Annotated in this window: 37 protein-coding genes; all 37 read left to right on the forward strand. The window is 54.3% G+C overall.

Annotation, left to right across the window (positions count from 1 at the left end; translation table 11 throughout):
• Positions 1-183 precede the first annotated feature (183 nt).
• The 37 genes from J2I48_RS23005 to J2I48_RS23180 all read left to right on the forward strand — a co-directional run bounded on the left by J2I48_RS23005 (position 184) and on the right by J2I48_RS23180 (position 25,238).
• Entirely contained in the window at positions 184-507 is a 324-nt protein-coding gene (locus J2I48_RS23005) for a hypothetical protein (protein ID WP_207337863.1), read from the forward strand.
• Positions 508-533: 26 nt separating this feature from the next.
• A complete protein-coding gene (locus J2I48_RS23010) occupies positions 534-722 on the forward strand; it encodes a hypothetical protein (RefSeq protein ID WP_207337864.1) in 189 nt (62 codons plus the stop codon).
• On the forward strand, positions 719-937 hold the full coding sequence (locus J2I48_RS23015) for a hypothetical protein (protein WP_207337865.1): 219 nt from the start codon (positions 719-721) through the stop codon (positions 935-937). The genes J2I48_RS23010 and J2I48_RS23015 overlap by 4 nt, the downstream gene beginning before the upstream one ends.
• Positions 918-1,106: a hypothetical protein gene (locus J2I48_RS23020; RefSeq protein WP_207337866.1), complete on the forward strand. Its 189-nt coding sequence runs from the start codon at positions 918-920 to the stop codon at positions 1,104-1,106. The genes J2I48_RS23015 and J2I48_RS23020 overlap by 20 nt, the downstream gene beginning before the upstream one ends.
• Entirely contained in the window at positions 1,106-1,309 is a 204-nt protein-coding gene (locus tag J2I48_RS23025; protein WP_207337867.1) for a hypothetical protein, read from the forward strand. Before J2I48_RS23020 ends, J2I48_RS23025 begins: the two co-directional genes overlap by 1 nt.
• Positions 1,306-1,521 (forward strand): hypothetical protein, encoded by a 216-nt coding sequence (locus tag J2I48_RS23030; protein WP_207337868.1) that lies wholly within the window; start codon positions 1,306-1,308, stop codon positions 1,519-1,521. Before J2I48_RS23025 ends, J2I48_RS23030 begins: the two co-directional genes overlap by 4 nt.
• A 12-nt stretch (positions 1,522-1,533) precedes the next feature.
• Positions 1,534-1,953, forward strand: coding sequence for a DUF3127 domain-containing protein (locus J2I48_RS23035; RefSeq protein ID WP_207337869.1), 420 nt, complete (start codon positions 1,534-1,536; stop codon positions 1,951-1,953).
• Positions 1,954-2,057: 104 nt separating this feature from the next.
• The gene (locus tag J2I48_RS23040; protein ID WP_207337870.1) at positions 2,058-2,294 is read left to right on the forward strand and encodes a hypothetical protein; all 237 of its coding nucleotides are present in this window, start codon (positions 2,058-2,060) and stop codon (positions 2,292-2,294) included.
• 12 nt (positions 2,295-2,306) lie between these two features.
• On the forward strand, positions 2,307-2,798 hold the full coding sequence (locus J2I48_RS23045; RefSeq protein ID WP_207337871.1) for a hypothetical protein: 492 nt from the start codon (positions 2,307-2,309) through the stop codon (positions 2,796-2,798).
• 183 nt (positions 2,799-2,981) lie between these two features.
• Positions 2,982-3,551, forward strand: coding sequence for a hypothetical protein (locus J2I48_RS23050; RefSeq protein ID WP_207337872.1), 570 nt, complete (start codon positions 2,982-2,984; stop codon positions 3,549-3,551).
• 5 nt (positions 3,552-3,556) lie between these two features.
• Entirely contained in the window at positions 3,557-6,754 is a 3,198-nt protein-coding gene (locus J2I48_RS28505) for a right-handed parallel beta-helix repeat-containing protein (RefSeq protein ID WP_207337873.1), read from the forward strand.
• A 123-nt stretch (positions 6,755-6,877) separates the two neighbouring features.
• Positions 6,878-7,792 carry a S49 family peptidase gene (locus J2I48_RS23060; protein ID WP_207337874.1) on the forward strand — a complete coding sequence of 305 codons (915 nt, stop codon included), beginning with the start codon at positions 6,878-6,880 and terminating at the stop codon, positions 7,790-7,792.
• A 23-nt stretch (positions 7,793-7,815) separates the two neighbouring features.
• Positions 7,816-8,256, forward strand: coding sequence for a hypothetical protein (locus J2I48_RS23065; RefSeq protein ID WP_207337875.1), 441 nt, complete (start codon positions 7,816-7,818; stop codon positions 8,254-8,256).
• Between the two features lie 53 nt (positions 8,257-8,309).
• Positions 8,310-9,311 carry a hypothetical protein gene (locus J2I48_RS23070; protein WP_207337876.1) on the forward strand — a complete coding sequence of 334 codons (1,002 nt, stop codon included), beginning with the start codon at positions 8,310-8,312 and terminating at the stop codon, positions 9,309-9,311.
• A gap of 82 nt (positions 9,312-9,393) precedes the next feature.
• Positions 9,394-9,966: a hypothetical protein gene (locus J2I48_RS23075; protein ID WP_207337877.1), complete on the forward strand. Its 573-nt coding sequence runs from the start codon at positions 9,394-9,396 to the stop codon at positions 9,964-9,966.
• 676 nt (positions 9,967-10,642) lie between these two features.
• Positions 10,643-10,987, forward strand: a complete 345-nt coding sequence (locus tag J2I48_RS23080; protein ID WP_207337878.1) for a hypothetical protein — start codon at positions 10,643-10,645, stop codon at positions 10,985-10,987.
• Positions 10,902-11,531: a hypothetical protein gene (locus tag J2I48_RS23085; RefSeq protein ID WP_207337879.1), complete on the forward strand. Its 630-nt coding sequence runs from the start codon at positions 10,902-10,904 to the stop codon at positions 11,529-11,531. The genes J2I48_RS23080 and J2I48_RS23085 overlap by 86 nt, the downstream gene beginning before the upstream one ends.
• 14 nt (positions 11,532-11,545) lie before the next feature.
• The gene (locus tag J2I48_RS23090) at positions 11,546-12,166 is read left to right on the forward strand and encodes a ParB N-terminal domain-containing protein (protein WP_207337880.1); all 621 of its coding nucleotides are present in this window, start codon (positions 11,546-11,548) and stop codon (positions 12,164-12,166) included.
• Positions 12,148-12,888 carry a GREB1-related protein gene (locus J2I48_RS23095; RefSeq protein ID WP_207337881.1) on the forward strand — a complete coding sequence of 247 codons (741 nt, stop codon included), beginning with the start codon at positions 12,148-12,150 and terminating at the stop codon, positions 12,886-12,888. The genes J2I48_RS23090 and J2I48_RS23095 overlap by 19 nt, the downstream gene beginning before the upstream one ends.
• Before the next feature lie 2 nt (positions 12,889-12,890).
• The gene (locus J2I48_RS23100; protein WP_207337882.1) at positions 12,891-13,133 is read left to right on the forward strand and encodes a hypothetical protein; all 243 of its coding nucleotides are present in this window, start codon (positions 12,891-12,893) and stop codon (positions 13,131-13,133) included.
• Between the two features lie 135 nt (positions 13,134-13,268).
• Positions 13,269-13,574 carry a hypothetical protein gene (locus J2I48_RS23105; RefSeq protein ID WP_207337883.1) on the forward strand — a complete coding sequence of 102 codons (306 nt, stop codon included), beginning with the start codon at positions 13,269-13,271 and terminating at the stop codon, positions 13,572-13,574.
• 139 nt (positions 13,575-13,713) lie between these two features.
• Positions 13,714-14,400, forward strand: coding sequence for a hypothetical protein (locus tag J2I48_RS23110; RefSeq protein WP_207337884.1), 687 nt, complete (start codon positions 13,714-13,716; stop codon positions 14,398-14,400).
• 61 nt (positions 14,401-14,461) lie between these two features.
• A complete protein-coding gene (locus tag J2I48_RS23115; RefSeq protein ID WP_207337885.1) occupies positions 14,462-15,274 on the forward strand; it encodes an N-6 DNA methylase in 813 nt (270 codons plus the stop codon).
• A gap of 116 nt (positions 15,275-15,390) precedes the next feature.
• Positions 15,391-15,612, forward strand: a complete 222-nt coding sequence (locus J2I48_RS23120; protein ID WP_229376701.1) for a hypothetical protein — start codon at positions 15,391-15,393, stop codon at positions 15,610-15,612.
• A 78-nt stretch (positions 15,613-15,690) separates the two neighbouring features.
• Complete coding sequence (locus J2I48_RS28575; RefSeq protein ID WP_207337886.1) at positions 15,691-15,861, forward strand: SymE family type I addiction module toxin; 171 nt, start codon at positions 15,691-15,693, stop codon at positions 15,859-15,861.
• On the forward strand, positions 15,858-16,430 hold the full coding sequence (locus J2I48_RS23130; RefSeq protein ID WP_207337887.1) for an AAA family ATPase: 573 nt from the start codon (positions 15,858-15,860) through the stop codon (positions 16,428-16,430). Before J2I48_RS28575 ends, J2I48_RS23130 begins: the two co-directional genes overlap by 4 nt.
• Before the next feature lie 92 nt (positions 16,431-16,522).
• Positions 16,523-17,059, forward strand: a complete 537-nt coding sequence (locus J2I48_RS23135) for a hypothetical protein (protein WP_207337888.1) — start codon at positions 16,523-16,525, stop codon at positions 17,057-17,059.
• On the forward strand, positions 17,043-18,641 hold the full coding sequence (locus J2I48_RS23140) for a terminase large subunit domain-containing protein (protein WP_207337889.1): 1,599 nt from the start codon (positions 17,043-17,045) through the stop codon (positions 18,639-18,641). The genes J2I48_RS23135 and J2I48_RS23140 overlap by 17 nt, the downstream gene beginning before the upstream one ends.
• 272 nt (positions 18,642-18,913) lie before the next feature.
• Entirely contained in the window at positions 18,914-19,192 is a 279-nt protein-coding gene (locus J2I48_RS23145; protein WP_207337890.1) for a hypothetical protein, read from the forward strand.
• Positions 19,193-19,194: 2 nt separating this feature from the next.
• Positions 19,195-20,550, forward strand: a complete 1,356-nt coding sequence (locus tag J2I48_RS23150) for a hypothetical protein (RefSeq protein WP_207337891.1) — start codon at positions 19,195-19,197, stop codon at positions 20,548-20,550.
• Positions 20,528-21,535, forward strand: a complete 1,008-nt coding sequence (locus J2I48_RS23155) for a DUF6712 family protein (RefSeq protein WP_207337892.1) — start codon at positions 20,528-20,530, stop codon at positions 21,533-21,535. The genes J2I48_RS23150 and J2I48_RS23155 overlap by 23 nt, the downstream gene beginning before the upstream one ends.
• A complete protein-coding gene (locus J2I48_RS23160; protein ID WP_207337893.1) occupies positions 21,532-22,311 on the forward strand; it encodes a hypothetical protein in 780 nt (259 codons plus the stop codon). The genes J2I48_RS23155 and J2I48_RS23160 overlap by 4 nt, the downstream gene beginning before the upstream one ends.
• Before the next feature lie 26 nt (positions 22,312-22,337).
• Complete coding sequence (locus tag J2I48_RS23165; protein WP_207337894.1) at positions 22,338-22,796, forward strand: hypothetical protein; 459 nt, start codon at positions 22,338-22,340, stop codon at positions 22,794-22,796.
• 173 nt (positions 22,797-22,969) lie between these two features.
• Positions 22,970-23,992 (forward strand): glucosaminidase domain-containing protein, encoded by a 1,023-nt coding sequence (locus J2I48_RS23170; protein WP_207337895.1) that lies wholly within the window; start codon positions 22,970-22,972, stop codon positions 23,990-23,992.
• 28 nt (positions 23,993-24,020) lie between these two features.
• Positions 24,021-24,149, forward strand: coding sequence for a hypothetical protein (locus J2I48_RS28510; protein WP_262899107.1), 129 nt, complete (start codon positions 24,021-24,023; stop codon positions 24,147-24,149).
• Positions 24,127-24,978 carry a hypothetical protein gene (locus J2I48_RS23175; RefSeq protein ID WP_207337896.1) on the forward strand — a complete coding sequence of 284 codons (852 nt, stop codon included), beginning with the start codon at positions 24,127-24,129 and terminating at the stop codon, positions 24,976-24,978. The genes J2I48_RS28510 and J2I48_RS23175 overlap by 23 nt, the downstream gene beginning before the upstream one ends.
• Positions 24,979-24,998: 20 nt before the next feature.
• Positions 24,999-25,238 carry a hypothetical protein gene (locus tag J2I48_RS23180; RefSeq protein ID WP_207337897.1) on the forward strand — a complete coding sequence of 80 codons (240 nt, stop codon included), beginning with the start codon at positions 24,999-25,001 and terminating at the stop codon, positions 25,236-25,238.
• Positions 25,239-25,249 lie beyond the last annotated feature (11 nt).

Here is a 25,249-nt window from a genome sequence, read left to right on the forward strand (position 1 = left end):
CGGCGTCAATCAACGTCAACGAGCCAACATTGACAACGCACCCGTGAGTATCAGGGAGTTATGGGGTACGGTTTCCGGCAAAATGTTTACTCTAATTGACCGGTAGGCAAATCTAATAATCAAGCAGTTAACCAATTTTTTGCATTAAAACAAGACGCTTTGGCGTCAACAGTCAACATGAAGATGAAACAGCGGAATGAAGTGGTCACGTACCTGCTCCAAAACTTCGCCATTGCGGCACTGGCCGATTCGCCATTGCAGGACCAGATCACGAAGCAGGCCGACAAATACCGGGGTAATCTGCTGGGTAGCCTGACACCCGAAGAGCGGGTGCCGGTACTGAAGATGAAAGCGGCCATTGTGGAACTAGCCACCAAATTGACCAACTGCGAGGATGTCACGCAGATTGAAGCGACCTATAACTACCTGAAGGCATTAAACGCCGGGGAGGTGCTGATAGCTCAAGACGATATCGGCGAAGTGGCTGGTTACGAGGCCAATATTTAACGACAACCTTAAAAAAACCACCACAGATGACGAAGCTGGACGAAGTAATTGAGAAACTGAATGAGGCTATTGACCTCTGGGATGAATTCACGGAAGAAGCCGAAGATGCGGGCAATTACGAAGCAGCTTTCTGGCAAAAGACCAATGCGCTGACCGTGCGGATTGCTGCTACGCGGAACGATATCGAGGAATTTCAGGAAAAGCACCTGGTATGAATGAGGTATTGTTTGGAGCCGAGACGCTGGTCTTGGCTCCTGCTGACAAGAAAGCCCGTCTGGTACAGCTCAACGGTATCTGGGTGATTCAGATAAAGGGCGAAACGGGCGGTTGGGGGTTTGCCCAACGCCTGACGAATGAAGAACAGGCACAGGACACTTTTAACACCATGCTGGCCACTGGCCGCTACATCCATGACACAAGCACACCTTGAATTGCTCGACCTGACCAAGCAGGTACGGGATACACAAATTGCCTATTTCGCTTCGGGTACGGGGCGGTTTCGTGACAGGAAGCTACTTAAGCTGGCGCGGCACCTGGAGGGAGAGTTAGACAAACTGATTGACGCACAGGTTGCGATGATCGAACCGATAGGTCTATAATGAAAGCCAAGCTGTATCTCATCACTCAGCAGGACAACATATTGGGTGTTGTCAAGCATATCAGCTACGAGAAGGCGTTCAATGCCTTCCGTAAAAGGGGCAAAGTAAGCGGGGTGATTCATGCCCAAATCTTAACACCCGACGAGTTATACGAAACGATACTTGATGGGCTGAAATTAGGTGAGATGGTCAAAGCAACATGACGGCCAGTGAGTTAAAAACAGGCCATCGGTTTGCCTGTCATCCGACGGCGAGGGCGGTGTATGTGGTGCAGGCAACGTACCTCCTGGAGATTGGGAAAGTGGCCATTGATGCCGGTCGGCGGCGGTTTATGTTCGCACCGGATCGGGAAGTATTTCCCAGGCCACTCCGCTTTGCCGAAGCCGTGACGGCCATTGAGTACAAACGCGTTTAACCAAACAGTCAGATGAATACCAATTCTATTACGGGCCGGTTTATGGAGGCCTTCCCGGTCAAATCAGTAGGCAAGAGCGGGTTTAAGGTGCAGGCCATCAAGATCGACAACAGCACCAGCCCGGATTTTGCAAGCACACCTGAATTTCAGCTCACGGGCAATTACATCGGGATGGCCGATGGCCTACGGCGGGGTCAGGAGGTGACGGTGTACTTTACGGTGCAGGGTCGCCATTGGGAGAAAGACGGGCGCTCTGGCATAATGACCAGCCTGCAAGCCTACCGGATTGAGCAGGTGGAGCGGACGTCGCTGAAAGCAGCCGTGCAGTCGGTGCCGAAGGAGCCAGTGGGGGAGCCGCCCGTAGCAGGTTCATCGACATCGGCAACCGGGTTTAAGCTACCCGATGATGAAGCCGGTGATCTGCCATTTTAATTAGTGATTACTACGGATGTAGAAAGGGAGGCCTCAAAATCGGGCCTCCCTTTTCCTTATTATTGCAATAAATACTCTTAAAAAGAGAAATCACTTCGAAAAAAATGATTCCTTACTTAAACGTTGGTTTGCTCATTTTGTTGTTCGTTGCTGGCTGCTTCTGCACACTCGTGCTGGTGGTGTATGGCATTGGGGCTGTGCGTGGCTTTCGGCAGCATCGGCGGCAACGGATTCAGGCCCTGGCGGATGCTTACCGCCGTGGTCAGCGGCTATCCAACGATTCGCCCGAAGGCGCTATGCTGCGTTTTACCCGTAACCTGTTTTCAAACGTTTCACACTAATCACTATACGTTATGCTACTGTCTGTACCGGTGAAACCCTGCGTACGTCGTTTTTTGTTGAAGGAATTTGGCCGTGAACCGATTGCCGTTCGTGCCAACAGTGACCTTGGGGGCATTCTGCTGCTGGCCTTTGCCAAGGGAGAGTCGGTGCCGCTGGAGGCCATGGAGCTTAGCCACGATGAGTTGCCAGATCTGGATAACCTGACGCCGATTCAGTTCCAACTGGGCGAGACGTTTCGGCGGTCGGCGCTCTCACCCAACAGCCGGGTTTTGCTCACCGGGGCGCTGATGGCTTACTTCCGCACCTGTTTGTTTTTCTACACGCTCGGCCGACGCACCCTGTTCGATTCGGAGATGTCGGCCGTGAAGTTATTTCTAAAGGTCTATAACATTCGGGAGGATGAGCTGACCGAAGAGGCGGCGATCAAGATTGCCCAACGCGAACGGCGGGAGCGGGCACTGTTCAAACCCACACCGTCGGTGGCCACTACGCAAGCAGCCTAATTACATTGTAGACGCTAAATGCGTCTTGTACCAGCCGGAACCCGTCCAATTTTGGGGGGAAGTTGTCCACGATTTAGGACGACTTTACCCCAACGTTGGGCGGGTTTGGTGCTATGGGGGGGTAGGGGTCAGGCTGGCGGGGGTGTCCTGTTGTTGGCCCTCCTATATAGGTACGTTCGTGGCATGGAAGTCACGACGCTGGAGGCCGGGTACAGAGCAAGTAGTGCGGGGGGTATTCGCCGATTACGGTTGGTGGAAGCCACACCGGCACTGACGGTGCTTGACCCGGCCCGCTTCCCTTCGCCGGGGTTAGCCTACCCTGGCCTGGCGGCCAACAATGTGCTGATTGCAGCGGGTGCCCTGGTGGTTGACTGGCGCTTGTTGCCAGGCATGGCTGAGTTTACCCATGATGATCAGTACGGCGCGAACGGTTACCAGACCGACTGCCTGATTAGTTGGGAGGTGCCCCACTCGGTAGCCCTGTTACAGTGGCTGGCCAAACACGGTGCCCGGCGCTGGGTGGCGCTGGTGGTCGATGCCAATGACCAGGCATATGTTATTGGCGATCCCGCCAACGGTGCACGGCTGAAAGTAAACGGCGGCACCGGACGCAAACGCCCTGACGGCGGCAAACACCAGTTCACCCTGGCGGTGCGACTTAACCACCCACTTTGGCTACTTGATGATTTTGAGCTACTGACCAGCTACCGGCCGGAGTTCGATCTTTCGTTCGACACAACTTTTACTTCTTAATATATATGGCGCTGCCACTGACGCCCGAACAGGTCAAAGACCAGTTACGAGCCGCAATTCATACGAGTCCGATTGATCCGCCGCGTTCCAACACGGCGGTTTCTGTATTAGAGGCGTTATTAAATCTGATTGATACGCTGAGTATCAAGACGTGGACACCACTGTTTGGGTTGGTGCCTGATGGCGACCGGCTCTGCTGGCACGTGGTTGACTGGCAGGGTGGGGTGGGTCCGAAACCCAATACCTTCCCCTATGTTGGGCTAACGGGGTATGTGGCCACGATAGCCGAGGCGGTGGACGTGCGTGGTGTGCGGGGGTTCAATGGCTGGACCCCTCAGTTAGGCTTGACGGCGGGCTTGCCCATGGGGGGCAAGTCAACGATGGTGCTCCGGGTATACGATTTTGTAGGTGGGGAGGGACCAAAGCCTTCACTGGCTAACCCGCTATACCTGGCCATTGGCGGGGTATACACCACCGACATTGCCTATGCCGTGAACATCAAAGGGGGTGACGGCTATAATGGAGCCACGTGGAGAGCAGGAAGCGGGGCACCGGCTGATACGTCGGGCGGCACTCCTCGCACCGATGGCACCTTGGATTTGTATCTCGACATGGCGACCGGCGATGTCTATAAACAGCTTGGGTCAGGTCGTTGGCTGGCCAATGGCAACATTAAAGGCCCGCAGGGACCCAAAGGCGACACAGGTGCGAAAGGTGATGTCGGCACGGCTGGCGCGACGGGTGCCAAAGGTGATGTCGGCGCGAAAGGGGATACTGGCGCAAAGGGTGACAAGGGGTTCAACGGCTGGACTCCCCAGTTAGGGCTAACGGCGGGCTTGCCCATGGGGGGCAAATCAACGTTGGTGCTTCAGGTGTTCGACTACGCCGGTGGTGAAGGACCAAAGCCTTCACTGGCTAACCCGCTATACCTGGCCATTGGCGGGGTGTATACCACCGACATTGCCTATGCCGTGAACATCAAAGGGGGTGACGGCTATAATGGAGCCACATGGACATCGGGAGCTGGTGTACCGGCTGATGCTTCCGGCACCACTCCTCGCACCGATGGTACACTGAATCTGTATCTCGACACGGCGACCGGCGACGTGTATAAGCAATTGGGGTCAGGCAGATGGTTGGCCAATGGCAACATTAAAGGGCCACAGGGACCTAAAGGCGACACGGGTGCGGTTGGTCCGCAGGGACCGAAAGGCGATGCCGGTGTGGCTGGTCCACAGGGACCGCAAGGGCCACAGGGACCGGCTGGCAGTGGTAGTGGCGGAAGCGTAGCCGCAGCCACCACCACCACGGCGGGGAAAGCGCGGTTGATGGCCACAAGCAGCATGATGCAAAATGCATCCGTTTGGGAAGAGTTCAGCGTGGACGCAGATACGCCGGATGCTAACAGCGAGACCGACGTGGTTACACGTGCTGTTCTACGGCTTGCGCAGCAAACGGGCTTTGCCTCGGAAGAATACATATTTACGCTACTTCGGCAGTTTTACGAGTTTCCGGCTAGCAATACGCTCAACTGGGAAAACTACTTACAGGGTGGTTCGGCACCCCCTGACCCGTCTCGACAGAACTACATGAACTACACCGAGACGTGGAAAATGGCCAACGCGCTCTGGGAGTATGTCAACAGCCGGAAGGCCAACGTATCGGCGCTGACGGGGAAAGTGGATAAAATCACGGGGAAGGGCCTGTCGACCAACGATTACACCGATACCGAGAAACAGAAGCTGGCGGGCATGACGGCTGGTGCGGCTGGCCCACAGGGACCTAAAGGCGATACGGGAGCGGTTGGCCCACAAGGTCCGGTTGGGCCTGCTGGCCCGGCTGGTTCAGGCTCAGGGTCGGGTGGTAGCAGTAACCCGAATATAATTTCCTGCACGGTCAACACCGTAGCGGGTATTCAGGCCGCCATTGACAGCGCGGGCACGGGTAAAACGGTTCGGCTCGATTTCGATACCTGCACGTTTGGCGATGCCCAATGTTTGCAAATTATCAATAAAAACGACTTTACATTAGACCTCAACGGTGCAACGCTGACGGGCAATTCGACGCGTACCATGCTGTATATCAATGGCACGTGCCGGAATGTTCGCGTGACCAATGGCCATATTCTGAACACGTCGCCGACCCTACCCTATGGTGGTCAGTATGGGTATTTTGCCACCGTAACGACCAACGAAAACGCTATCATTGACGGGCTAGAATTCGACCGGTTGGAATGCACCACCCCGAACGCGGATCAGGATTTCTTCTTATTCGTGACCTACCGCGACGTAAGTAACAATCCGGGCGGCACCTCGATTTTGCGGCGGGTGAACATTCACCACTGCCTGATTCACGACGTCGGAAGGATGGGTGCGGAGTTTATCAACGGCGGGGCGAAGTACGGCGACTTTACGCTTAGGTATTTAGACTGCCGGTTTGCGGATAATTATTGCTGGAATTTGGGTGGCAAAAGCCCTGATAACTACGGCATGGCCATTTCTTGGGATGGGCTACATTCAGGGTGTGCCACCTCCCGCAACCACATCAGGAATGTGCGGGGCAACGCTATCGAGATCGTGAACGGCCAGGATGATCTGATCGACAATAACGTGGTGATTGACGAGGCGAACGTGGTGGGGTGCGTGGGCATCTCGATCACGAATAATGCCCAATTCGAGGTGCCTGCGTTGGGTTTGCGACCACTGACCCGCAATATTACCATTGTCGGGAACGTGATCACGACCAACAAACGGGCTATTCAAGCCTATCAGGTAACGCGGCTGACGCTGACAGGTAACCAGTTTAAAAGTATACAGGGTAACGATTTCATCCTGAAGAATGCGCGGTTTACGGGCAACCTGTTTTGGGCCACGCAACCTAATGAGCCAGTGTTGAATTTCCATCCGAGCGGTGATGGTGGTAAGTACTGGTGCAGCATGTACAACACGCTGAACGGCAACACCATTACTAATGCGTTGCCGGGTGGGGTACGGCCAAACAACTATGGCGGTCCGTATGAACTGCTCCAGTGGGATGGCGGTGCCGACTACAACACGGTCGTGGGGAACACGTTTCTGATGGAGCCGCTGGTGGACACCAACAATTTTGGTTATATCGTTTACAAGAACAATTCGTTTAGCTCCACCCATGTTACCGCTAGTAACATGATGGCTAAGCCTGACAAACAGGGATTCTCGAACTAAGCATTGACCTGGCCACTACGCCACGAAAAAGCCTGCTGCCGATTGGTAGCAGGCTTTTTTTATGTCCTGTTTGCTGGCGTTGAGTACCCTCATGTTTGCTGCGTATTAAGCTGCACAAACGATATGTTGGCAATGATGATGGGGGCCAAGTGGGCACTGGAACCCTCCTTCCACCAGAGGATGGCCTCGGTGGTTTTACACCGCCTAAGCCTGGGTAAAGCACCCATCGAAGCCGTTGCCGACCGGGCTACCCCCCGCTTTGTCAGCCTGACCGGGCGTGATGAAAAAGGCAAAGGGGATGGTTGGGGTCCCGATAAGTCGGCTGCCGTGCTAGGCTATGAATACCTCTCGAAAGCAGGGACCAAAAGCGGTAACGTGGTGGTGATCCCGATCATGGGCACGATGAGCCGCTACGGTGATTACTGCTCGTGGGGCTGCGAAGACATGGCCAACTGGGTGCTGGAAGCCAACCGCGATGAGACGGTTTCAGCCATTGTGCTCGAACTGAATTCGCCGGGTGGTGAAGTGGACGGCGTGGAGATGTTCGGCGCGGCGGTGAAGCAATCACAGAAGCCAGTGGTGGCCTGGGTAGCCGGTATGGCGGCATCAGCCGCGTACTGGGTGGCCAGCCAGGCCGACGAGATCATGCTGGAGAGTGAGACCTGTAGCGAAGTAGGGTCCATTGGTGTGCTGGCCATGCACGTAGACCAGACCCTTGCCCTGGAAAAGGAAGGCTACAAGGTCACGATTGTACGGGCGGATGGCTCGGAGTCGAAGGCGTTGTTCAACAGCTTCGAGCCGCTGTCGGCGGACGTACTGGCCGAAACCAAAGCTGCACTGAACCCGATTCGGGCGCAATTCATCAAGACGGTGAAGGCAGGCCGACCCGCCATTGCCGACGCGGCCAGCGACACGAGCGGCGTGTTTTCGGGCAAGATGTACAGCGGAAAGCAGGCTATTGCCAACGGCATGGCCGACCGGATTGGCTACCTCGGCGATGCCATTCGGCGGGCTGATTTACTGGCACGTAAAGGATAAGCAACTTTTTTTCAACGAGTTATATGCGTAAAATCAAATTGAGCCTGCGGCATTTTTTCCAGCAGCAGGCCGCTGAAGAGCAGGAAACACTGGTGGATGTTGTCGCTGACGACACCACCACCGCCGACGTCGCCGAGGCTGACCAGGCCGACGACACCACCACGGACGAGGTAGAAGCCGAATCCGAAGAAGAGTCAGTGAACCCAACTCCCGAAGCGAGTGATGACGTGGCTCCCCCCGCAACGGAGGCATCGGCTGAGATGGTTCGGGAAATCGAGATGGGCGAAGCCGACTATAACGCGCTGGTGGCGGATGCCGGCAGCTGGCGAACGAACCAGGCGGAACTGGAACGACTGCGTACCTGGCATCAGAACGCCAAGGGCGGTGGGCTGCTGGCAGCGGCGGATGCCGACACGGCGAAGGGGGGTAATCAGTCCTGGAAGCAAGCCCCCTGGAATCAGTAATTCGATACTGCAAATGCTGGGTAAACACCTGATTTAACAAGCACTTTTTTAGGATGAACGATTCATTAGATCTTAGTCGGTTGGCGGGTACCGCCACCGACTTTGCCCGTGAGAACCGGGACCAGATTTTTACGAATGCCCTGGCCCCTGGCCTGAATGGCATTGCCGGCACGCCGGTACGGCCGCTGGCCGATTTTGTGACACCGATGGTGACCAATGATGAGGTGCTGCTGACGGAGCTACAGATTGGATCAGTGCTGCAACCAAGCAACCAGACTGGTTTTCGTCCGTCGACGAACACGCTCCAGATCATTCCGCGCGTGGCCAAGGTGAAGCCCTGTAAGGTGGACCTGCTGTTTACCGAGAAGAAGGTGCAGGCCCTCTGGAAAACCTACTACGGCCAGGTGAAGGGCGGTACCATCAAGAAGGATGAGTTTCCCTTCGAGCAGTACCTGATTCAGGCGGTGGTGGTGAAGCTGAAGAGCGAACTCCGCAACATTGCTTTCATCAACGGGGTGCGGAACGACGCGGGTACGTCAGCCATTGACGCGATGGACGGCCTGTTTTTGCAGTACCAGCAACTGGTAGCCAGTGCGGGTATTCCAGCCAGAAACATTGCCACGATTGGGGCCATTAGTCCGCTGAACGGCGTGGATGAGTTTGAGAAGCTGATCGACGTGATTCCAACCGAGTTCTACTACGAAGACCTGGTGTGCCTGACGCCGCTGGCGTATCTGAAGGCGTATGAGCGCAATTACCGGAAGCAGTATGGCACCACGCCCTATAACGCTGGTTTCCAGAAGCAAACCATCGAGGGTACTACCATTGAGTTTATGGTGGAGCCGGGTATGCTGACCACCGGTCCGAATGCGTTTGAAGCCCCGATCATCACTACCCGCGGCAACATTGCCTGGATCTACGACGACGAGTCGGCGCAGAATAAGCTGGTGTTCGACTACAACGTGCGGAATCGGGACATCGCGTATGTGATGGACTTCCAGTTGACGAGCAAGTTTTGCTTACCGCAACAAATCTGGAGCGGTGACAAACCCTAAGCCGTATTGAAACAAAACAGTTGGCAACCATTCCTGAGGGGGGTTGCCAACTGAGTTTAACCCTCCCTCTGTTTTAGAATTCATGTTTACAAATTTTGCAAGCATCGACGCGCAATCATTTCAGCAAGGCAACCCCGGTGGGGTACGCCGGGTGCTGGTGATGATCAGCCGTAAGATTAAGGATCAGTGGCCCAAGCGGTCGCAGATCAACGAGAAGAACGAGTTGACAGCCCTGCCTACCTACACGGCCGTAGGTACCAAGTGGGCGGAGATCCTGTTTCCTGATGGTACCGCCAGCGTAGACTGGGATTGGAGCGGTGATCCGGGTTACCAGTCGTGTAAGCACACGGTGGAGTTGATGCTGGCAGGTTTCTCGAAAGAGATCCGGACGGAGATGAAGAAGCAGATCAACGCTGGTTGCGTCTACATCTTTCAGTTGAAAGACGAGCAGTATGTGGTTGTTGGTAGTTCTGACGATCCAATTTTTGCCAAATCATCGTTCAAAGGCGGCAAGAAAGGCAATGACAAACGCGGCTACACGCTGAAAGGCGACGTGGACGGGATGATGTGGGAACCCTGCGTGATTCCTGACGCGCTGATGGCCACGCTGCCGATTGCGCCGTTTGACCAGGAGGCCGTAGTAGCAGGCCCTTAATCCAGCCCAATGCTGACGAAGTATGACTTGACGAACGTTCCCGAGGGGGGCGTTCGTCATATCGTTCCAGGACATGGAGACGTGATGATCAACCAAGCGGAATTGACTGATGAGATCGCGGATAAACTGATTTTGTTGGGAGTTACCCAGTACTTTAAACCTAAAGCCAGTGGCAAAACGACAACCAGCGCAACCGCCCCAAGACCAGGAGCCAGCGCAACCACCAGTGCCGACACAACCGGAGCCAAGTTTGCCACCGGAGCCAAGCCCGGAACCAGTATCCGACCTGGTAGTACCGGAGCAAAGCCAGGAACCGACACTACAGGCGGAAATGCCACCGGAGGTACTACCGCGGGCGGAGCAGCTACAACGAAAGGCGATGTCTCGGTTAGAGACCTTACTGAATAAAGAGCCGGACACCTCGAACGTGATACAGGATTATGCGGCGTTATATGATCCGCGCGATAGCAAAAAGGGTGAAATAGACGAATGAGCAGGTGAGTACGAAAGGTTGTTGGCGATGCCGACAACCTTTTTTCGTATGTTTGCCCCCGTTCACACAGTGCAATTATGTCAATGCGACCGGTCGGAAGGCATTCCGACTGGCATAGGGTTGTAAGTACCTATACGGTCGCCTTGGCGTACTGTGTGAACGGTGACCAGTCGGAGATTTTCTATGATACCGCCAGCCCCTGAAGGGTTTCCTTCCATTTCGCAGTTCCTGCAATCGGCTGGTGTAGGCGTTTCAACCCTGTTGGACGCCATTGATTATTACCTGATGCAGTTGCGCAACCGGGTTGCGGCCAACAATCAGATGGACGACCCTCTGACGTTTATTAATGAGCATGACTACCTGAGTGCGGTAGAAGCGTTTCGCGACGTGCTGGCGACAACAGGTCCTGACGCGGGTGCCGCTGGGGACGTAGGTTTGCCCCATGACAGAGCAGGAGCAACAACAGCAGATCATGCAGGCCAAGGCGAACCTTCGCCTACTGGAGCGTTGCCAGGCCCCCGCGCCTGAACTGGAAGAAGCCCGCCAGCAACTGGCCGCCCTCCAACATTTCTCCCCGTCGGAGTTTGCCAAACGCCAGGTAGCTGAACCGGTGGTTATACCCCGGCCCGCGCGGGCACCCATACCCGTAGAGCAGTTGCCCGTTGAAGTGCGCGAACGGATTGAGACCCTGACCACCGAGCGCAACGCGATTCATGCCGAGAAGGCCGGTCTCTCCAACACCCTGCACAGTATTCCGGATTCGATGAGCGCGGCCGACACGGTGAAGCGCATTTTGGCCCTCCGCGAAGCCTGGAAGAGCAAACAGGATGCGATCAGGTTGCTGCTGGAGTTGGGGGCGCTGCCAGCCGTGCAGACACCGAACGCGCGGGAACTGCCCAACGACGAGGAGAAGCTTCGGTACCAGATTCAGTGCCTACAATCGAACATCATTAAGGCCGGGAAACGGAGCCAGGGAGCCAAAAACGACAGCACCCGGCAACGGAACGCCGTGATGATAGCCCGTTGGCAGGCCGAGATTGAGCAGCTAAGGGCCAAACTACAATCGCTTTAACCAATTTTTGATAGATGAGTACAATACGTTTTGAGAACGGGCAACGGGTAGTGAATGACCTGGTACCGTATGAGAAGAACCCCCGGAAGATTTCGGCGGCGAAGAAAAAACAGCTTACTGACCTGGTGGAGAAGTACGGGTTGATCTCGACACCGATCATTGATCAGGACGGGACGCTGGTGAGTGGCCATCAGCGGCTGAAGGCATTGCAACTGCTTGGCCGCGGTACGGAACCCATCGACGTGCGGGTGGCCAGCAGGAAGCTGACCGAAGCCGAATTTAAGGAGGTGATGGTGATTGAGAACGCCAAGTTTGGCGAATGGGATGCGGTGTTGCTGAAGGATGAGTTTGCCGATCTGTTGAATGACTTCGATTTTGGGATTGACTTTGCCACCCTGGATGCGGACGTGGCCGAAATGGCGGGTGTGCAGGAAACGCCCGAAATGCCCATCGTGGCCAAATTCTCAGAGCAGTACCAGGCTATTGTTATCGTTTCGACGAACGAGATCGATCAGAACAACATCGCGGAGTTGCTCCGACTCGGCCAGGCCAAAAGCTACAAATCGGAGCGGGTTGGGCAAACGCGGGTGATCACGGCTAAACAGTTTGTGGAGGCATGGAATGCAAAGTCGTAATACCGAGCCACAAGCGGGCTACGCGCGTCAGGACGACGGCGGTAGTGGCCAACGCGATCATTTGCGTGCCCGATAGCCAGGCGGATGCTTACCGGGCCAATAACCCCGGCATTGAGGTGGTGACACACCCAGATTCGGTTATTGGTTTGGCCAGGAAACGGGACTGGATCATTCGGCACTTTGGCGATGTGTTCATGCTCGACGACGATATTGGCTCGATGCAACGTGTCTATACCGAGCCAGGCGAAGTAAGCCAGGTGGACCCGGCTACGGCCTATGATCTGATTCAGGTGGCGGCCGACTGCTGCCGACAGATGGGCGGGCATTTGTTCTCGTTTGCCCACGTGCCAGCACCGGTGCTCTACAACCCGATGCAGCCGATCAGCGTAGCGGGCTACCACACCGGTTGTGCCCATGGGGTACTGAAGGGGTCGAAGCTGTGGTATTCTGGCGATATCAAGGTAAACGAAGATTACTGGATCTCGTGCCTGAATGCGTACGAACACCGGTTTAGCTGGAAAGACAACCGCTTTTACTTTGCGCAGAAGGATACGTTTGTGAATGCCGGCGGCCTGGCTGAGTTTCGGAACGTGGATGCGGAGGAGAAAGATTTTCAGCTATTGCAGCGCGTGTTTGGGTCGGAGGTGGTTACTTTGAAGAAGTCTTCAGCAAAATCGAAGCTGAAGCACCCCTTTCAAAAAACCCTCAAACTTCCGTTCTAAACATGCCTGCACCAGCCATCCGGGTTATCCGCGTATCGAAGCAAGAATTCATTGAACGCCAGAAAGCTGGCGAACTGCCTGGCGATGATCAGTTCCAGCACTACATTGAATATGAGGTTAATCCAGTTTTGCAAGAACTTTCCGATGCAGAGCATGAGATCACAAATTACCTCCATACAATAGCATCTGAGAAAGAGGACACCGTTCATTATTTCAGCGTGTTCTATATAGACAGATCTTTTTAGGTTAAAAGCCATTTTTTGATTGGCCATTGGAGAGGTTAGCGTGGACCTCACTACATAGTGACTATGAAGCCGCCCCCGGACAATGTTCGGGGGTTTTTTTATTAGCTTGCCATTTCAACTCAAACATACTGTATTATGGTATTGGTCATTTTTTTGAAGCGTTCGCTTGGTGATGAATCTAAGCTGGAGCAGTTTTTGTCCCTTAGCCTTGAATCAGCACCACACCTTGCCGAAGGAGACAAAATCCTCCTTCCTCCAAACAGCGAAACGTCATTAGAGGAGTTTATTCAAACGATGTCATCACCCGCTACCCACATTGTACATTCTGTTCATCAAATTTTTGGCAAGCTTTCAAATGGCGTTTCTGGTCATGCAATAGGCGTTCAAGTATCAGAAATAAAGCCCAAACAAACTGGTGATTTTGAAATTGATATCGCATAGTTTCAATCCATAAAAAAAGCCCTCCCAGTTGAATGGGAGGGCTTTTTTTATGGAAAATATTTCAGATTGGTCATGTTGTTAATCCATTCCGCAGGGAGAATATACAGAGGTAGTTCAACCACAAACCTACATCTGATATATGGAAGCGACGACCGCAACCGTACCCCCACGCACGAACCTGGAACGCTTCCAGGCAGCGACCAACGGCAGTATTGCCGACTACCAGGCATGGGCCTCGCAGGTAGGCCGCAAGATGCATATTGGCAACCTGGACCGCACGATCTGTGAGCGCATGGGCATCTACACGGTAGCCCATTTAGCCCAACTGCCAACGCCATTGCCTGACGGCATAGACACCGAAGAGCAGGAACACAGTTACCTGCTGGAGCATTCGACGAACCCCCTTGAATTGGCCCGGATGTGGCAAACCGCCCGTTTCGATGCCGAAATGCACCTGTCGATTGAGGTAGTGCTGTCGATGCACCTACGCCCGTTTCCGAAAGAAAACTTTGAGCGGTGGGGAGATCGTAACTGCCTGGGTGACGTGTCGAAAAGCTGGTTTAAGAAGACCGGTCTGGAACTGGATGTGCAGATCCAGGAGATTCTGGAGATTGCGCCGGTGCCGGTCAGCATCGAGGATGCGATTGCCTTTGTGAAGTCCTGGAAACCCAATGGGTACGTATCGCCACCGGCCTGGCTGCAAGCCCGCATTGAAGAGCGGTTTCAGTCACTGACCGGCTTCCGGATCAAAGACTATTACGCCGAGCACCTGATGCGCTCGGCGCTGATCAACCACCCGGCCCTGACCGACGACGTACCGTTTTGATGCCCATGCCCCGCCTGATCAGGCGGGGCTTTTTGTTTCACCGACTTTCAAATCTCCCCAAATGATTAAATCGACCGATGTACCGCACGATCTGCGTGACTTCAACAAACTATTCTGCCAACTGGAGCATGGTTGGAACTACGGCCGTTTCTACGCCGACTTCATTGACTTCATGACCGAATCGTTTATGCCGGAGCGGGTTGGCATCTACGAGAACCTAAAAACGCAATATGGCTCCCTCGACAGCTTCGTGCAGTTGCTGCGGTCGCTGATTAAGCTGCAAGATCAGCAGATCGTCAAGGACGGTGTCGGAGGCTGGTATGACGCCCTGGGTAGCTATTACGAGGTGCTGAACAGCCGGGGTAAATCGCAGTGGTTGGGTCAGTTCTTCACGCCACCGGACGTGTGTGACCTGATGGCCATGATGACAGGTGCCGACGAGAAGCTGACCGGCCAAGGCCAGACGATTCATGACCCGGCGTGCGGATCAGGCCGACTACTGCTAGCCTGGCAGGCGATTGCGCCGGGCAACTACACCTTTGGTGCCGACGTGGACCCGATATGCACCCGGATGACGGCGGTAAACATGGCCTTGCACGGCTGCGAAGGCGAAGCGGTATGCATGGATTCGCTGCTGATGGAATGGCGGTTTGGCTACCGGATCAACGCCCATCTTCGGGCTACTGGCCAGCCGACGATTGAGCCGATCACGGCGGAGCAATCGCACATCATGAACTACGCCAGGGCGAAGGCGAAGCCTGCACCCGAAATGCCTTTGCAACAGGTAATACCGGCAAAGGATTATGCAAAGGAACCTGCAAAGGGAGTGATAACTGGAGCCAGTGGCGGTACCGGACAGCTTCAATTGTTCTGAAAAAAAACACGATTTCACCTGAAAAAAACACGATTTGGCGCATTGTCAATCCGTTTTGCAGGGAGAATATACAGGAGTAGTTCAACCACAAACCAATCAAGACTACACCCAACGACATGGCTAGAACGCGCGTGTATGTGCCCAAAGTACGGAAGTTCGAGAACCCCAAAATGACAAAGAAGAAGACCCTATTACGGCTGGTGATGCAGGAGGCACACCGCCTCTGGAGAAAGAAGGTATGGCTGTTCTTCGGTGAGTGTGTGCGGGATGCCTGGATGAATATCCGAAGCGGGATGCGGAAGAAGGCAATCAACGTAGCCCAAGTGAGCCTCTTTTAAATGAAGTGTGCCCGGCAGGGTGGAGCCTGCCGGGCACTGGTGTCAAAGTCGAGTTCAACCACGAAATCAAATCTGACAGTGCAAAGTAAACGAAAAATTGGGTCAATGACCCGCCGCGATGCCCGCTATAAGCTGGTGTGGATGCCAGCCCTACAGTTGGCCGGCAAATGGATGAGTGAGGCCGGGTTTGCGACCGGTCAACAGGTAACGGTCAGTGTCGAGGCCGGTAAAATCACGATCCAGCTATGAGCAAATACGATCTGAAAACCCAGAAGGGGTATGACTTCTTCGAGGTATCGTCGGCCATGCAGAAGTGCATCCGGCGCGGTCGGGAAGCCGAGGCGATGTATTGGGCGGTAGAGCTTTACACTAGCAATTACGGCGAATACGTCTGGAAGCGGCTCCGGATCATGTGCTCGGAGGACATTGGCCTGGCTGAACCGATGATGCCTGCCAACATATGGGCACTCTATGAGAGCTACCGAGAGCAGGCTAAGAAAAAGGAGGATAAGAATGAACCCCAACGACTGTTCCTGACGCACGCGGTATTGCTGCTCTGCCGGGCGCGGAAGTCACGGATGATTGACTGGACGTTGCTATGGGCCTGGCTGACGCACCCACATCGTAAGCTGCCGGTGCCGGATTTCGCCTACGACAAGCACAATGAACGTGGCAGGCAACTCAAACGCAGTTGGGCACACTTCTTCGATGAGGGTACGGTGCTTTACCCACACCACGACGTCGAGGGCGAACGGGAGATGCGGATGCAGGCGATGGAGGCGATCAGCGATCCGACGGGTACCAGCTTATTCGATTAAAATTCGTCCTATAGGCCCCCTAGTCACCAGCGTAGGTTTACGCTGGTGATTTTAGGTTAGGACCGATGGCAAAGAAAATAAGAGGGAATTCAATGCGCCGAATGAATCGGCAGTTGGGTGTCGATGCCGATAAGCTCGACGTGTATTTACAGTATTTGAACGATGAGTTGAGTTGGGAGCAGGACCCAAAGCAGCCGCGAAAACCGGCCATGACCCAGACCCAGCGGGAAATGTTCCTGAAGTATTCCTTCGCCTGGGGAATGCTCTCGATTGGCCGAACCGACGAAATGGTGCGGTCGGCACTGGAGAAGCAGTTTGAGATCAAGGAAGGCATGGCCAGGGTCGTGATCGACGAGTCGTACCATATCTATGGTAATGCCCGTGAGGTGAACAAGCGGGGTAAGACCCGTGCGGCCGTGGTGTACCTGGAAACGCTGAGTAACCTGGCCAGGGCCGAAAAAGACTACAAAACCGCTGAAGCGTGTTGGGTGGAGGCTAAAAAACTGGAGGGTTTGTACCGCGAAGACGCCAGTGGTTTCGATCCAAGCGACTTCCTGACGAAGCCCAACGTGGTATTTGTTGGCAATATCAACGTACTGAAGCAGCAGCAGCGTGACGACGACGAATAAGCACAAGGCCCCGCCACGTCGGGACGATACCAGGTACGTCTACGCCAATGACAAACAGCGGAAATATCATCGGAGCCGGGCCAAACGAAAAACGTTTCTGGGAGGTCGGGGTTCGGGCAAAACCCGAACCCTGGCACAGGATACCTACGAAAATTTCTGGGAGTTGCCCAAGGGGAAAGTGCTGCTGACAGGGGAAACCTACGTGCAGCTCGACTCGGTTGTGCTGCCGGGCCTAAAGGCTGGTTTGGCTGATTGTGGCCTTTTCGAGTATAGCAAATCACAACCCTATGGTGCCTATGTGGTTGGCATAAAACCCCCGGATCATTGGGATACGCCCTATGAGCCAGTGGGGAAGCGAGCCATTCCCTACACCATTTCGTTTATCAATGGGTTGGCCTATCAAATGGTCAGCCAGGATAACGCCCAAACGCACCGGGGTATCAACTCGGATGCCGTACGAGCGGACGAATCAGCCTTGCTGAACGAATCTTTTTTGGGTGAAGTGGTGCTACCAACGATGCGGGCAAACAAGTACCGCTCGATTGCCAATAGCCATAAGTGGAAATCATTCTACGACTTTTCGTCGGCTCCCTGGACCGATAGCGGCAACTGGATTCTAAAGACGGAGGAGGCGTACCACCGGATGATGGAGATCCGGTCGAAGATGACGCCCGAAGACAAAGAGAAAACCCCACCCTCGCACCTATGGCTCGAAGCAACTTATGTGGATAATCAGGATGTATTGCCTGCCGACTTTGCGGATAATCTGCGTGAGCTGCTGACGGATTTACAATTCGACGTCGAGGTTCTTAATGTCCGGTTGAAGAAAGTCCCCAATTCATTCTATTTCGCCCTCTCTGAAGCGGTGCATTATTACCAGCAATCCTACGATTATCAGTGGGATGATAAGCTGAAGCTGCACGTATACCGCTCTAATGACTACCTCTCAGATCGGGACCTGGAGATAAGCCTTGATTTCAATGCCGACATTTGCTGGTGTGTTACAGGCCAAGAGGTAAGTACCGAATTTCGGGTACTGAGGAGCCTGTTTGAGAAAGTATCCGTCACGGAACCCGAAAAAAACCTCATCAAAACCCTGGCTAAAAAATGGGGGGATGCCTACTCAGGGCATGAGAAAAAGACCGTCCATGTATGGGGTGACCTGTCAGGCAACAACAGGAGTGCTGGTAATGACGAGTCTAACAGGCCCTTCTTTGAGACCTTCGTTAAGGTGTTAGAAGACATGGGGTGGAAGGTAGTGAAGCGGTACGCACAGGGCGGGCGCAACCCAGGCCATAAGAGCAAGTACAACTTGATCGGCCTGCTGCTGGAGCAGTCGAACCCACGAGCACCACGCCTCCGCTTCAACCGGCACCATAACAAGGAACTGCTCATCGCCATGAAGGCCACGCCGGTCAAGACCGATGGAAGCTTTGGCAAAGACAAGGGTAGCGAGAAGACGGCGAAGAACAGAGAGTATGCTACCGATGGCACCGATGCCTTAGACTACCTGCTGTGGGGTAAGTTCAAGCAGTTCGTCGCCAACGTCGGTCCCCAGCGCAATCACCTGGCAAGAATTTAATACCCCTTTCCGAATTAGTCTGACAACTCCGCCAGGAGGCTGGTTATATCCCATTTTCAGAAACCGGCAATTGCCGAATCCGCTATAGTGCGGGCCACTGTCGAGCGTTTGAGACCCCTCTCAAACGCTCTTTTTTTTGCTAACAACTTGATTCTGTTTGGTCTGCGAAAAAATCCATTGAAAACACCCCCCTACCAACCCCAAAATAGAACCCGTCCTATAGCCAGGTGACCAGGTAGGGTAGGTTTGACGGGTCAAATCAGGCAAAAAACGTGAAGCAAACCATTGCGCTGACGGGTGAGGGCGGTGTGCTCTCACTGGTCAATAAACCAGGAGCGGTGTTTTCGGTCAAGGCCCGCAAGGTCGATGGCTCCATTACCGAAAAAATTGGCTGTACCCGCCTACCGGTGGCCAACGGACTGGAGGAGCGTAAGAAGATGAACCGCAACGGGCTGCTTCGGCTATTTCAGCCGGCCAAGAGCCGCACGTTCGACCTCTGCATTGATCTGATCGTCGAATTCAATGGCATGCGCGTCATGCACAACTACTAATTATGTCGGTACACCGGTTAAGTAACAACATCTTTCTGCTACGTCACGAGCCAAGCCGTGCCGGTGCGTATGTAGAGATCACGCCGTCGACCAAAGACCAGGCCAACACCACCACGTCGGCGGGTACCGCGTCAGGAGTGAACGAGTGTATTGCGTGGGGTGCGAAAAACAGCAAGCCCAATGAGATGCACGCCATTGCCACCGACAATGACACGAAGTGGCAACTGCTGGAGACGCGGCGTGATTTCATCGTTGGCCTTGGTTTGCGGTTTGGGACGATGGTGGAGGGCAAGCCCGTTCCATTGGAGGCGAAGCACAAGAATTTCAGTGAGATCAAGGACTTTAACGACGTACTAACGGAAACTGGTTATTACATCGATGGTGCCATGCAGGCCTGTTATTCGGGTCAGGTGTTCTCGCAGTTTGATTTTGCGGCCTCCAACGGGAAGCTACTCCCCTTTAGCCTGCGTGACTGTTTTGAAACGCGCTACCGGGCGTTGCAGGCGGGTGAACATCGGCTCTCGGCGTTTTTGCTAAATCCCAATTTTGGCACTAAAGCCTATAAGAAGGATGAGAGTGTAGCCGTGCCGATCTATGATCCGCTTCGGCCTGATGCCTACCCGTCGGCGATCTACCACGCCAAACACCGCTTGCCGGGTCAACCCTTCTATTCATTTCCGGCCTGGTGGGGCACCAAAGCGTGGACGGAGGTAGCCAACAAAATTCCGGCGTACCACATCTCAGGGTTGACCAACGGCTACAACATCAAATACCTCATCCGTATTCCGGATGACTATTTCGATAAAGAAGGACTGGAGACCGATGAGGAGCGTCAGGCGTTTCAGGATGAAGTGCTTCAGCAGATGAAGGAGTCGTTGGCCGGAGAGTCAGACCGTGCGGTCGTCACTTTCTACAAGCACGATATCTCACAGATGAAATCGTTGCCGGGTGTGGAGATCATTCCGATGAAGAACACGATGACGGATGATGCGTATGTGCAGCTCTACAACACGGCTAACCAGGCCCAAGCCAGTGGCCACGGCATTCTGCCGGCATTAGCCGGCGTCGATACGGGGGGCAAACTCGGTGGATCGGGGAAAGAACTGGAGGTAGCGGCCAATTTCCAGCAGCGGTTTCGCACGTACTCAGATCGGCAACTGCTGCTTAGGCCCCTCTGGATCGCCCGGCGGCTGAACGGATGGGACCCGGCCGTAGAGTTCTGGTTTGAAAACATCGAGGTGTATACGCCTGATGTGACGCCGACAGATGCGGCGGTGAATCCTAACAATCCTGATAATCAGGAGCAAAAGCCAGCTAAAAAACCTAAGAAAGACGATGGCGGAACTACTAATCAATAGTACGGAGACCCTAAAAACGCTCCTGGGTGGCATTCAGAAGAAGTCAGCCTGGCCAACGTGGATGCCATTCGTTCGCCAGGCTACCTACGATCATATCCTGCCAGCCATTGGGGAGGAGTTGCTTGATTTCCTCTGCAACCAGATCGGCACCGATGATACATTGGTTGGGTCGGTGAAGGAGAAACGGTTGCTGGAGTTTGTTCGCATTGCCCTTGGCCACTACGTGGAAATGGACAGTGAACTGTCTGTGCTGCTTCAGAAAGGCGACGGCGGTATTTCGGTAGCCAGTCCTCCGAATCAGCAGGCACCGGGCAAATGGGCCATCGTTGCCCGGATTAAGGAAGCCAGGGACAAAGCCGACCGAAGCATAGAGCGGGTGCTTCAGTACCTGGAGACCAATGCCAACGACTTTCCAACCTGGAAACAGTCAGTGGCCTATACGGTCGACCATTCGTTGTTCCTGGCTTCGGCTACGGAGTATACCGCGTCATTCGGCGCGGTGCAACACAGTCGGCGGCTCTACGTGGCGCTACGTCCGTACCTGATGCAGGCGGAGAAGAAAGCCGTGCTACCGGTCACTGGGAAGGTGTTTCTCGCTCACCTGAAAGGCAAACTGCTCGATTCACAGGCGGTGTTTTCGGAGGAAGAGAATGAGGTGTTGGCCATGATCCGGTCAATTGTGGCCCATGATGCCTTCGCGCGGTCGCTCTCCTACATCAATATCAACGTGGATGGGCGGTTGGTGAGTGAAACCGATGGCATCAATAACGAGGATACGTTGCCCGAAGCGCGAAGGTCAGAGATGAAGACTGCCTGTGAAGCGACCGCCGAAAACGAAGCGGTGAAGCTCAAGAAGTACCTGGATACCAATGCGTCAGCAACCGTGCTGACCGTCTATTATCACTCACCGGCCTACGTGGTCAGTGATCGAAAACCGTACCGCTTACCCAAAAACGACGATAAACAAAAACCTTTCGTGTTATGACCGCCTCTCGGCAAGAAGGGACTAATCCCTTCACCATCAGCAAAAACGGGCAGGCCCCCGCTAAGGCCGAAAATCGAATGAAGACCAGTCAGGATGTGATTAATGAGCAGGAACAAGCCCTTGCCGCCGACCGTGAACGGCTTGTTGTACAGGAGGCCCAATTGAAAGAGGCCAAAGACAAAATCGTGGCGGAAGAACGCCAGGAGAAGGTAGAGAAGCGGAACAGTCTGCTCGACGATGCCGCCGACTGGCGCGAAATGGCCCGCACCGCCATCGATGCCGAGAAGGGGAAAGATTATTTGCGCCGGGCGAAAGATGCTGAGACAGAAGCCACACAGCTTGGCGTGGAGCTAAACCTGGTCGAAGCGACACCAGCGCCGGTGAGCAAATTAATTCCCAAGGCCATCTCGACGAGCAATGCCCTCTGGACGATCCTTGGTTTGTTTCTGACCTTTTGCGGGGCAACCTGGTATTTCGGTCAGTCGATCATCAAAGACCCCATGAATGCGATGGGCCAAAGTATGCTGGTCAATGCGGCACCCCGTGGCCTGCTGGCCTTCACGCTGACGTTTGCCACCTTTTTAGTTTCAGTTTTTTTCATCCGGGTTGCCTTCCCACAATTCTATCGCATATGGCACAATCGAATCGACAGCGAGCGGTCGCTGGAATCGCTTATCAACGAAGCCCCCGCCTGGGTGGTCTTGGCCTGCTTGTTGGGCTTATTCTATACGTTCATGCAGGTGTTTGCCAGCTACTACCAGGCAATGTACGCCTAGACTCGCTGGAGCGTAAACGAGCCTGTGTGCTGGAAACGGCCGAAGGGCAAACGCACGTGCAGGAGCTGACGAACCGCAACGATCATCCGCAGATTGATGTGTATTTCCGGGCGGCGGGTATCCCGCACCCGGAGCGGATGAAGTGGCAGGCCAAACCCTACTGCGTGGCGTTTGTGGCGTGGGTCTTTATCCAGTGTAAGGTGCCCCTACCCAAGGGTACGCTGACGTCGGTAGCGGCGTATAACCGAATGACTAATTGGCGGCTAAAGCCTGGTCAGACACCGCTTCCCGCCGACGTGGTGACCTACACGATCTGGAGTCATGGTGAGTTGGTGAAGCGGTGGCCACCGGACCCCCGGATCAGGATCTTCATTGCCAACGGGGGTAACACAACGGCGGGGAACGGCCGTCAGGGCGTGTACGCCAATATTCCCCGGCCAAAGTCCATCGTCCGGCACATCATTCGATTTATTCCAGAAACCTGATGAACATCCTTAAACGCCTGGCCTGCCTACTGCGTGGGCATCAATTTGTCATCGTTGGTGGCAGGGGAATGCACTGGTGTATCCGGTGTGACAAAACGTGCTATACCGGTATTCCGCCCATGCGCAACCCCTTACCGCCACCACCGAGACGTAAACCTTAAATCGAGTGCATCATGAAGGACTTTTTCGATAAACATGGTATCGGTGTCATTGTCGTCGTAGCCCTGCTGCTGGCAGGCGGGTGGTATATCGCCACCCGATCTGAACAACCCAAACAGCGTGCAGGACCGGGGTTCGACTCGACGACCTACTACAAAAACCTCTACCAGCAGGGAGAATTAAACTATCAGTTTCACAGTCGAATCAAGGAACATGACACACAGATCAAGCAACTCAAGGGGCAACTGGATCAGGAGAAACGCCGTATTGATGGGCTGCATGGTCCTGATCTTCAGCGGGAAGTTGATCGCCAGTTCAATCAGGATGCCGACCGACAGCCTCAAACGCCTCCAACCCGTTCAGGCCAAAACGATCCTGTTCAGCGAGGAAGGAGCGCGGGCGGCCCTCCGGTTCCGGGTCGAGGCACTGGCGAGCCGGGGCATGATTGTCCTGAAGGACTCGTTGCTGTCAGCCCAAACAGCTATGATTTCTCAGCAGCAGCGGGCTATCCGGTCGATGAACAGCCAAGGCCAGCAAGCCCGAAACGAATCGGCGATGTGCACGACGGATTTAGCTCTGACGACGCGAAAGCTACGCCGTTCACGGCTCGAAAACTGGTTGTGGCGGATGGGCACCCTGACCGCCTTAGGCCTGATAGTCGGGACCAGGTAAGCCGGAACAACTTTCGGCAACTGATCCTGACCAACGGGTACGTCTACCCCCGCATAGCACTGGCCATTTCATCGGTTGAAACCGGTGGGTGGCACCCGTCGACGGCGATCATCCAACAGCGGAACCTGTTTGCCATGAAGGCAAACCGCCGACAGAATTACATCGGTCTTCGGTTTGGCTATGCGGTGTTTGCCACCTACCAGGCGTCGCTCGATGATTATGGCCAATATGAGCAGGCGGTGATCCGAGTGTATGGGATTCGAGGTGAACAGGCTTACATCGATCACATCTGCAAACGATTTTGCCCGGCACCTTCATACCGGGCGAAACTAATGAAAGCCCTGAATGGAAGCGTTGTTAAGTAATTTGCTTGGGTCGGCGCTCTCCTTCGGCATGGCCAGTTTAGTGTGGAAGGTGATTGAGAAACGACTGGATAAGCTCGACGAGTTGGAACGCCGGGTGATGAAGCTGGAGATTAAAGACGAAGTACAGAAAGAGCATGAAAAAGTTTTGGTTAAATGAGGTGGCCTACCAGGTAGCCGAAAGCTGGAGCGAATGCAACCAGGTACAGCTTGTGCAGGGGTTGATGCTCCAGCTTCGCTACCAGGCGGATACAAATCCGGCACTACTGGCTAACTGGCAGGTGCTGTTGCTACGGCTACTATCGACCGCGCCGGCGACGCTATTCAACCAACTGACGGGTGAGCAGTTACAGCGCTTGTTGCCCTACGTCGAATGGGCTTTGTCGGAGCGGGTAACCAGCCGTCCGTTTGATTCCTTCCAGGTCGACGGGGTTGATTACGTACTACCTGCCGATGAGCTGGCCAACACGTCGGCCATTGAACTGGCCATGGCGTCGATCTACTACCTTCAATATGCCCGGCCTCAACAGCCAAACATGCAGGCGGCTTATCTGCTGGTGACCACGCTTTGCCGTCCGCGCCGTGCGGATCATGAAGCCTGGTCGACGTCGACGGATTTTAACGGCGATTTGCGTGAAGAGTATAATTCCATCCTGGCGGAGAACCGGGCAAAGCAGTTCGAGCCAATTCCGTTCGGCGTGATCATGGCCGTGGTGCAGTACTGGGAGTCGATGTATACCCGGTTTCTGAAACGATATGGTGAAGTATTTGGCGAGGCCGATGAACAGGCCAAACCATTGTACCCGGCAGGGGAAGGCTGGATTGCCGCGCTGGAGGACGTGGCCGTGATCGGGGCACATGGCCCGTTTAAGGCGGTATGTGCCGAAAATTGCCACACCATCTTTCTATTCCTGAAGCACCGGGTTGCTCAACAGCAACGGGCTGAAGAAGACGCTGAACTGGAGCGTGAGCGTAATAATGCTGATTAGTGGATAAACCTTAACAGAAGATGTTCAACCGTTTTTTTTCTCGAAAAATGAATTCATTCTTAGTTTGGCAACAGGTCGTATCAGAGCGTTTTCAACTCGGAACCGATACAAAGATTAATGTAGAAGTAATCATCCGCGTTGTTGATGCCGTGACTAAAGAAGAGGCAATTGGAAAGTTTGTAGAGCGCACCTCAACTTACCAATTCATTCAAAAACTGGACATACAAGCTTGTGTTCTGACAGACATAGAAAGGCTTTGACTACCTGATTC

Source organism: Fibrella aquatilis, from assembly GCF_017353255.1.
In the GTDB taxonomy this organism is placed as follows: Bacteria; Bacteroidota; Bacteroidia; order Cytophagales; family Spirosomataceae; genus Fibrella; species Fibrella aquatilis.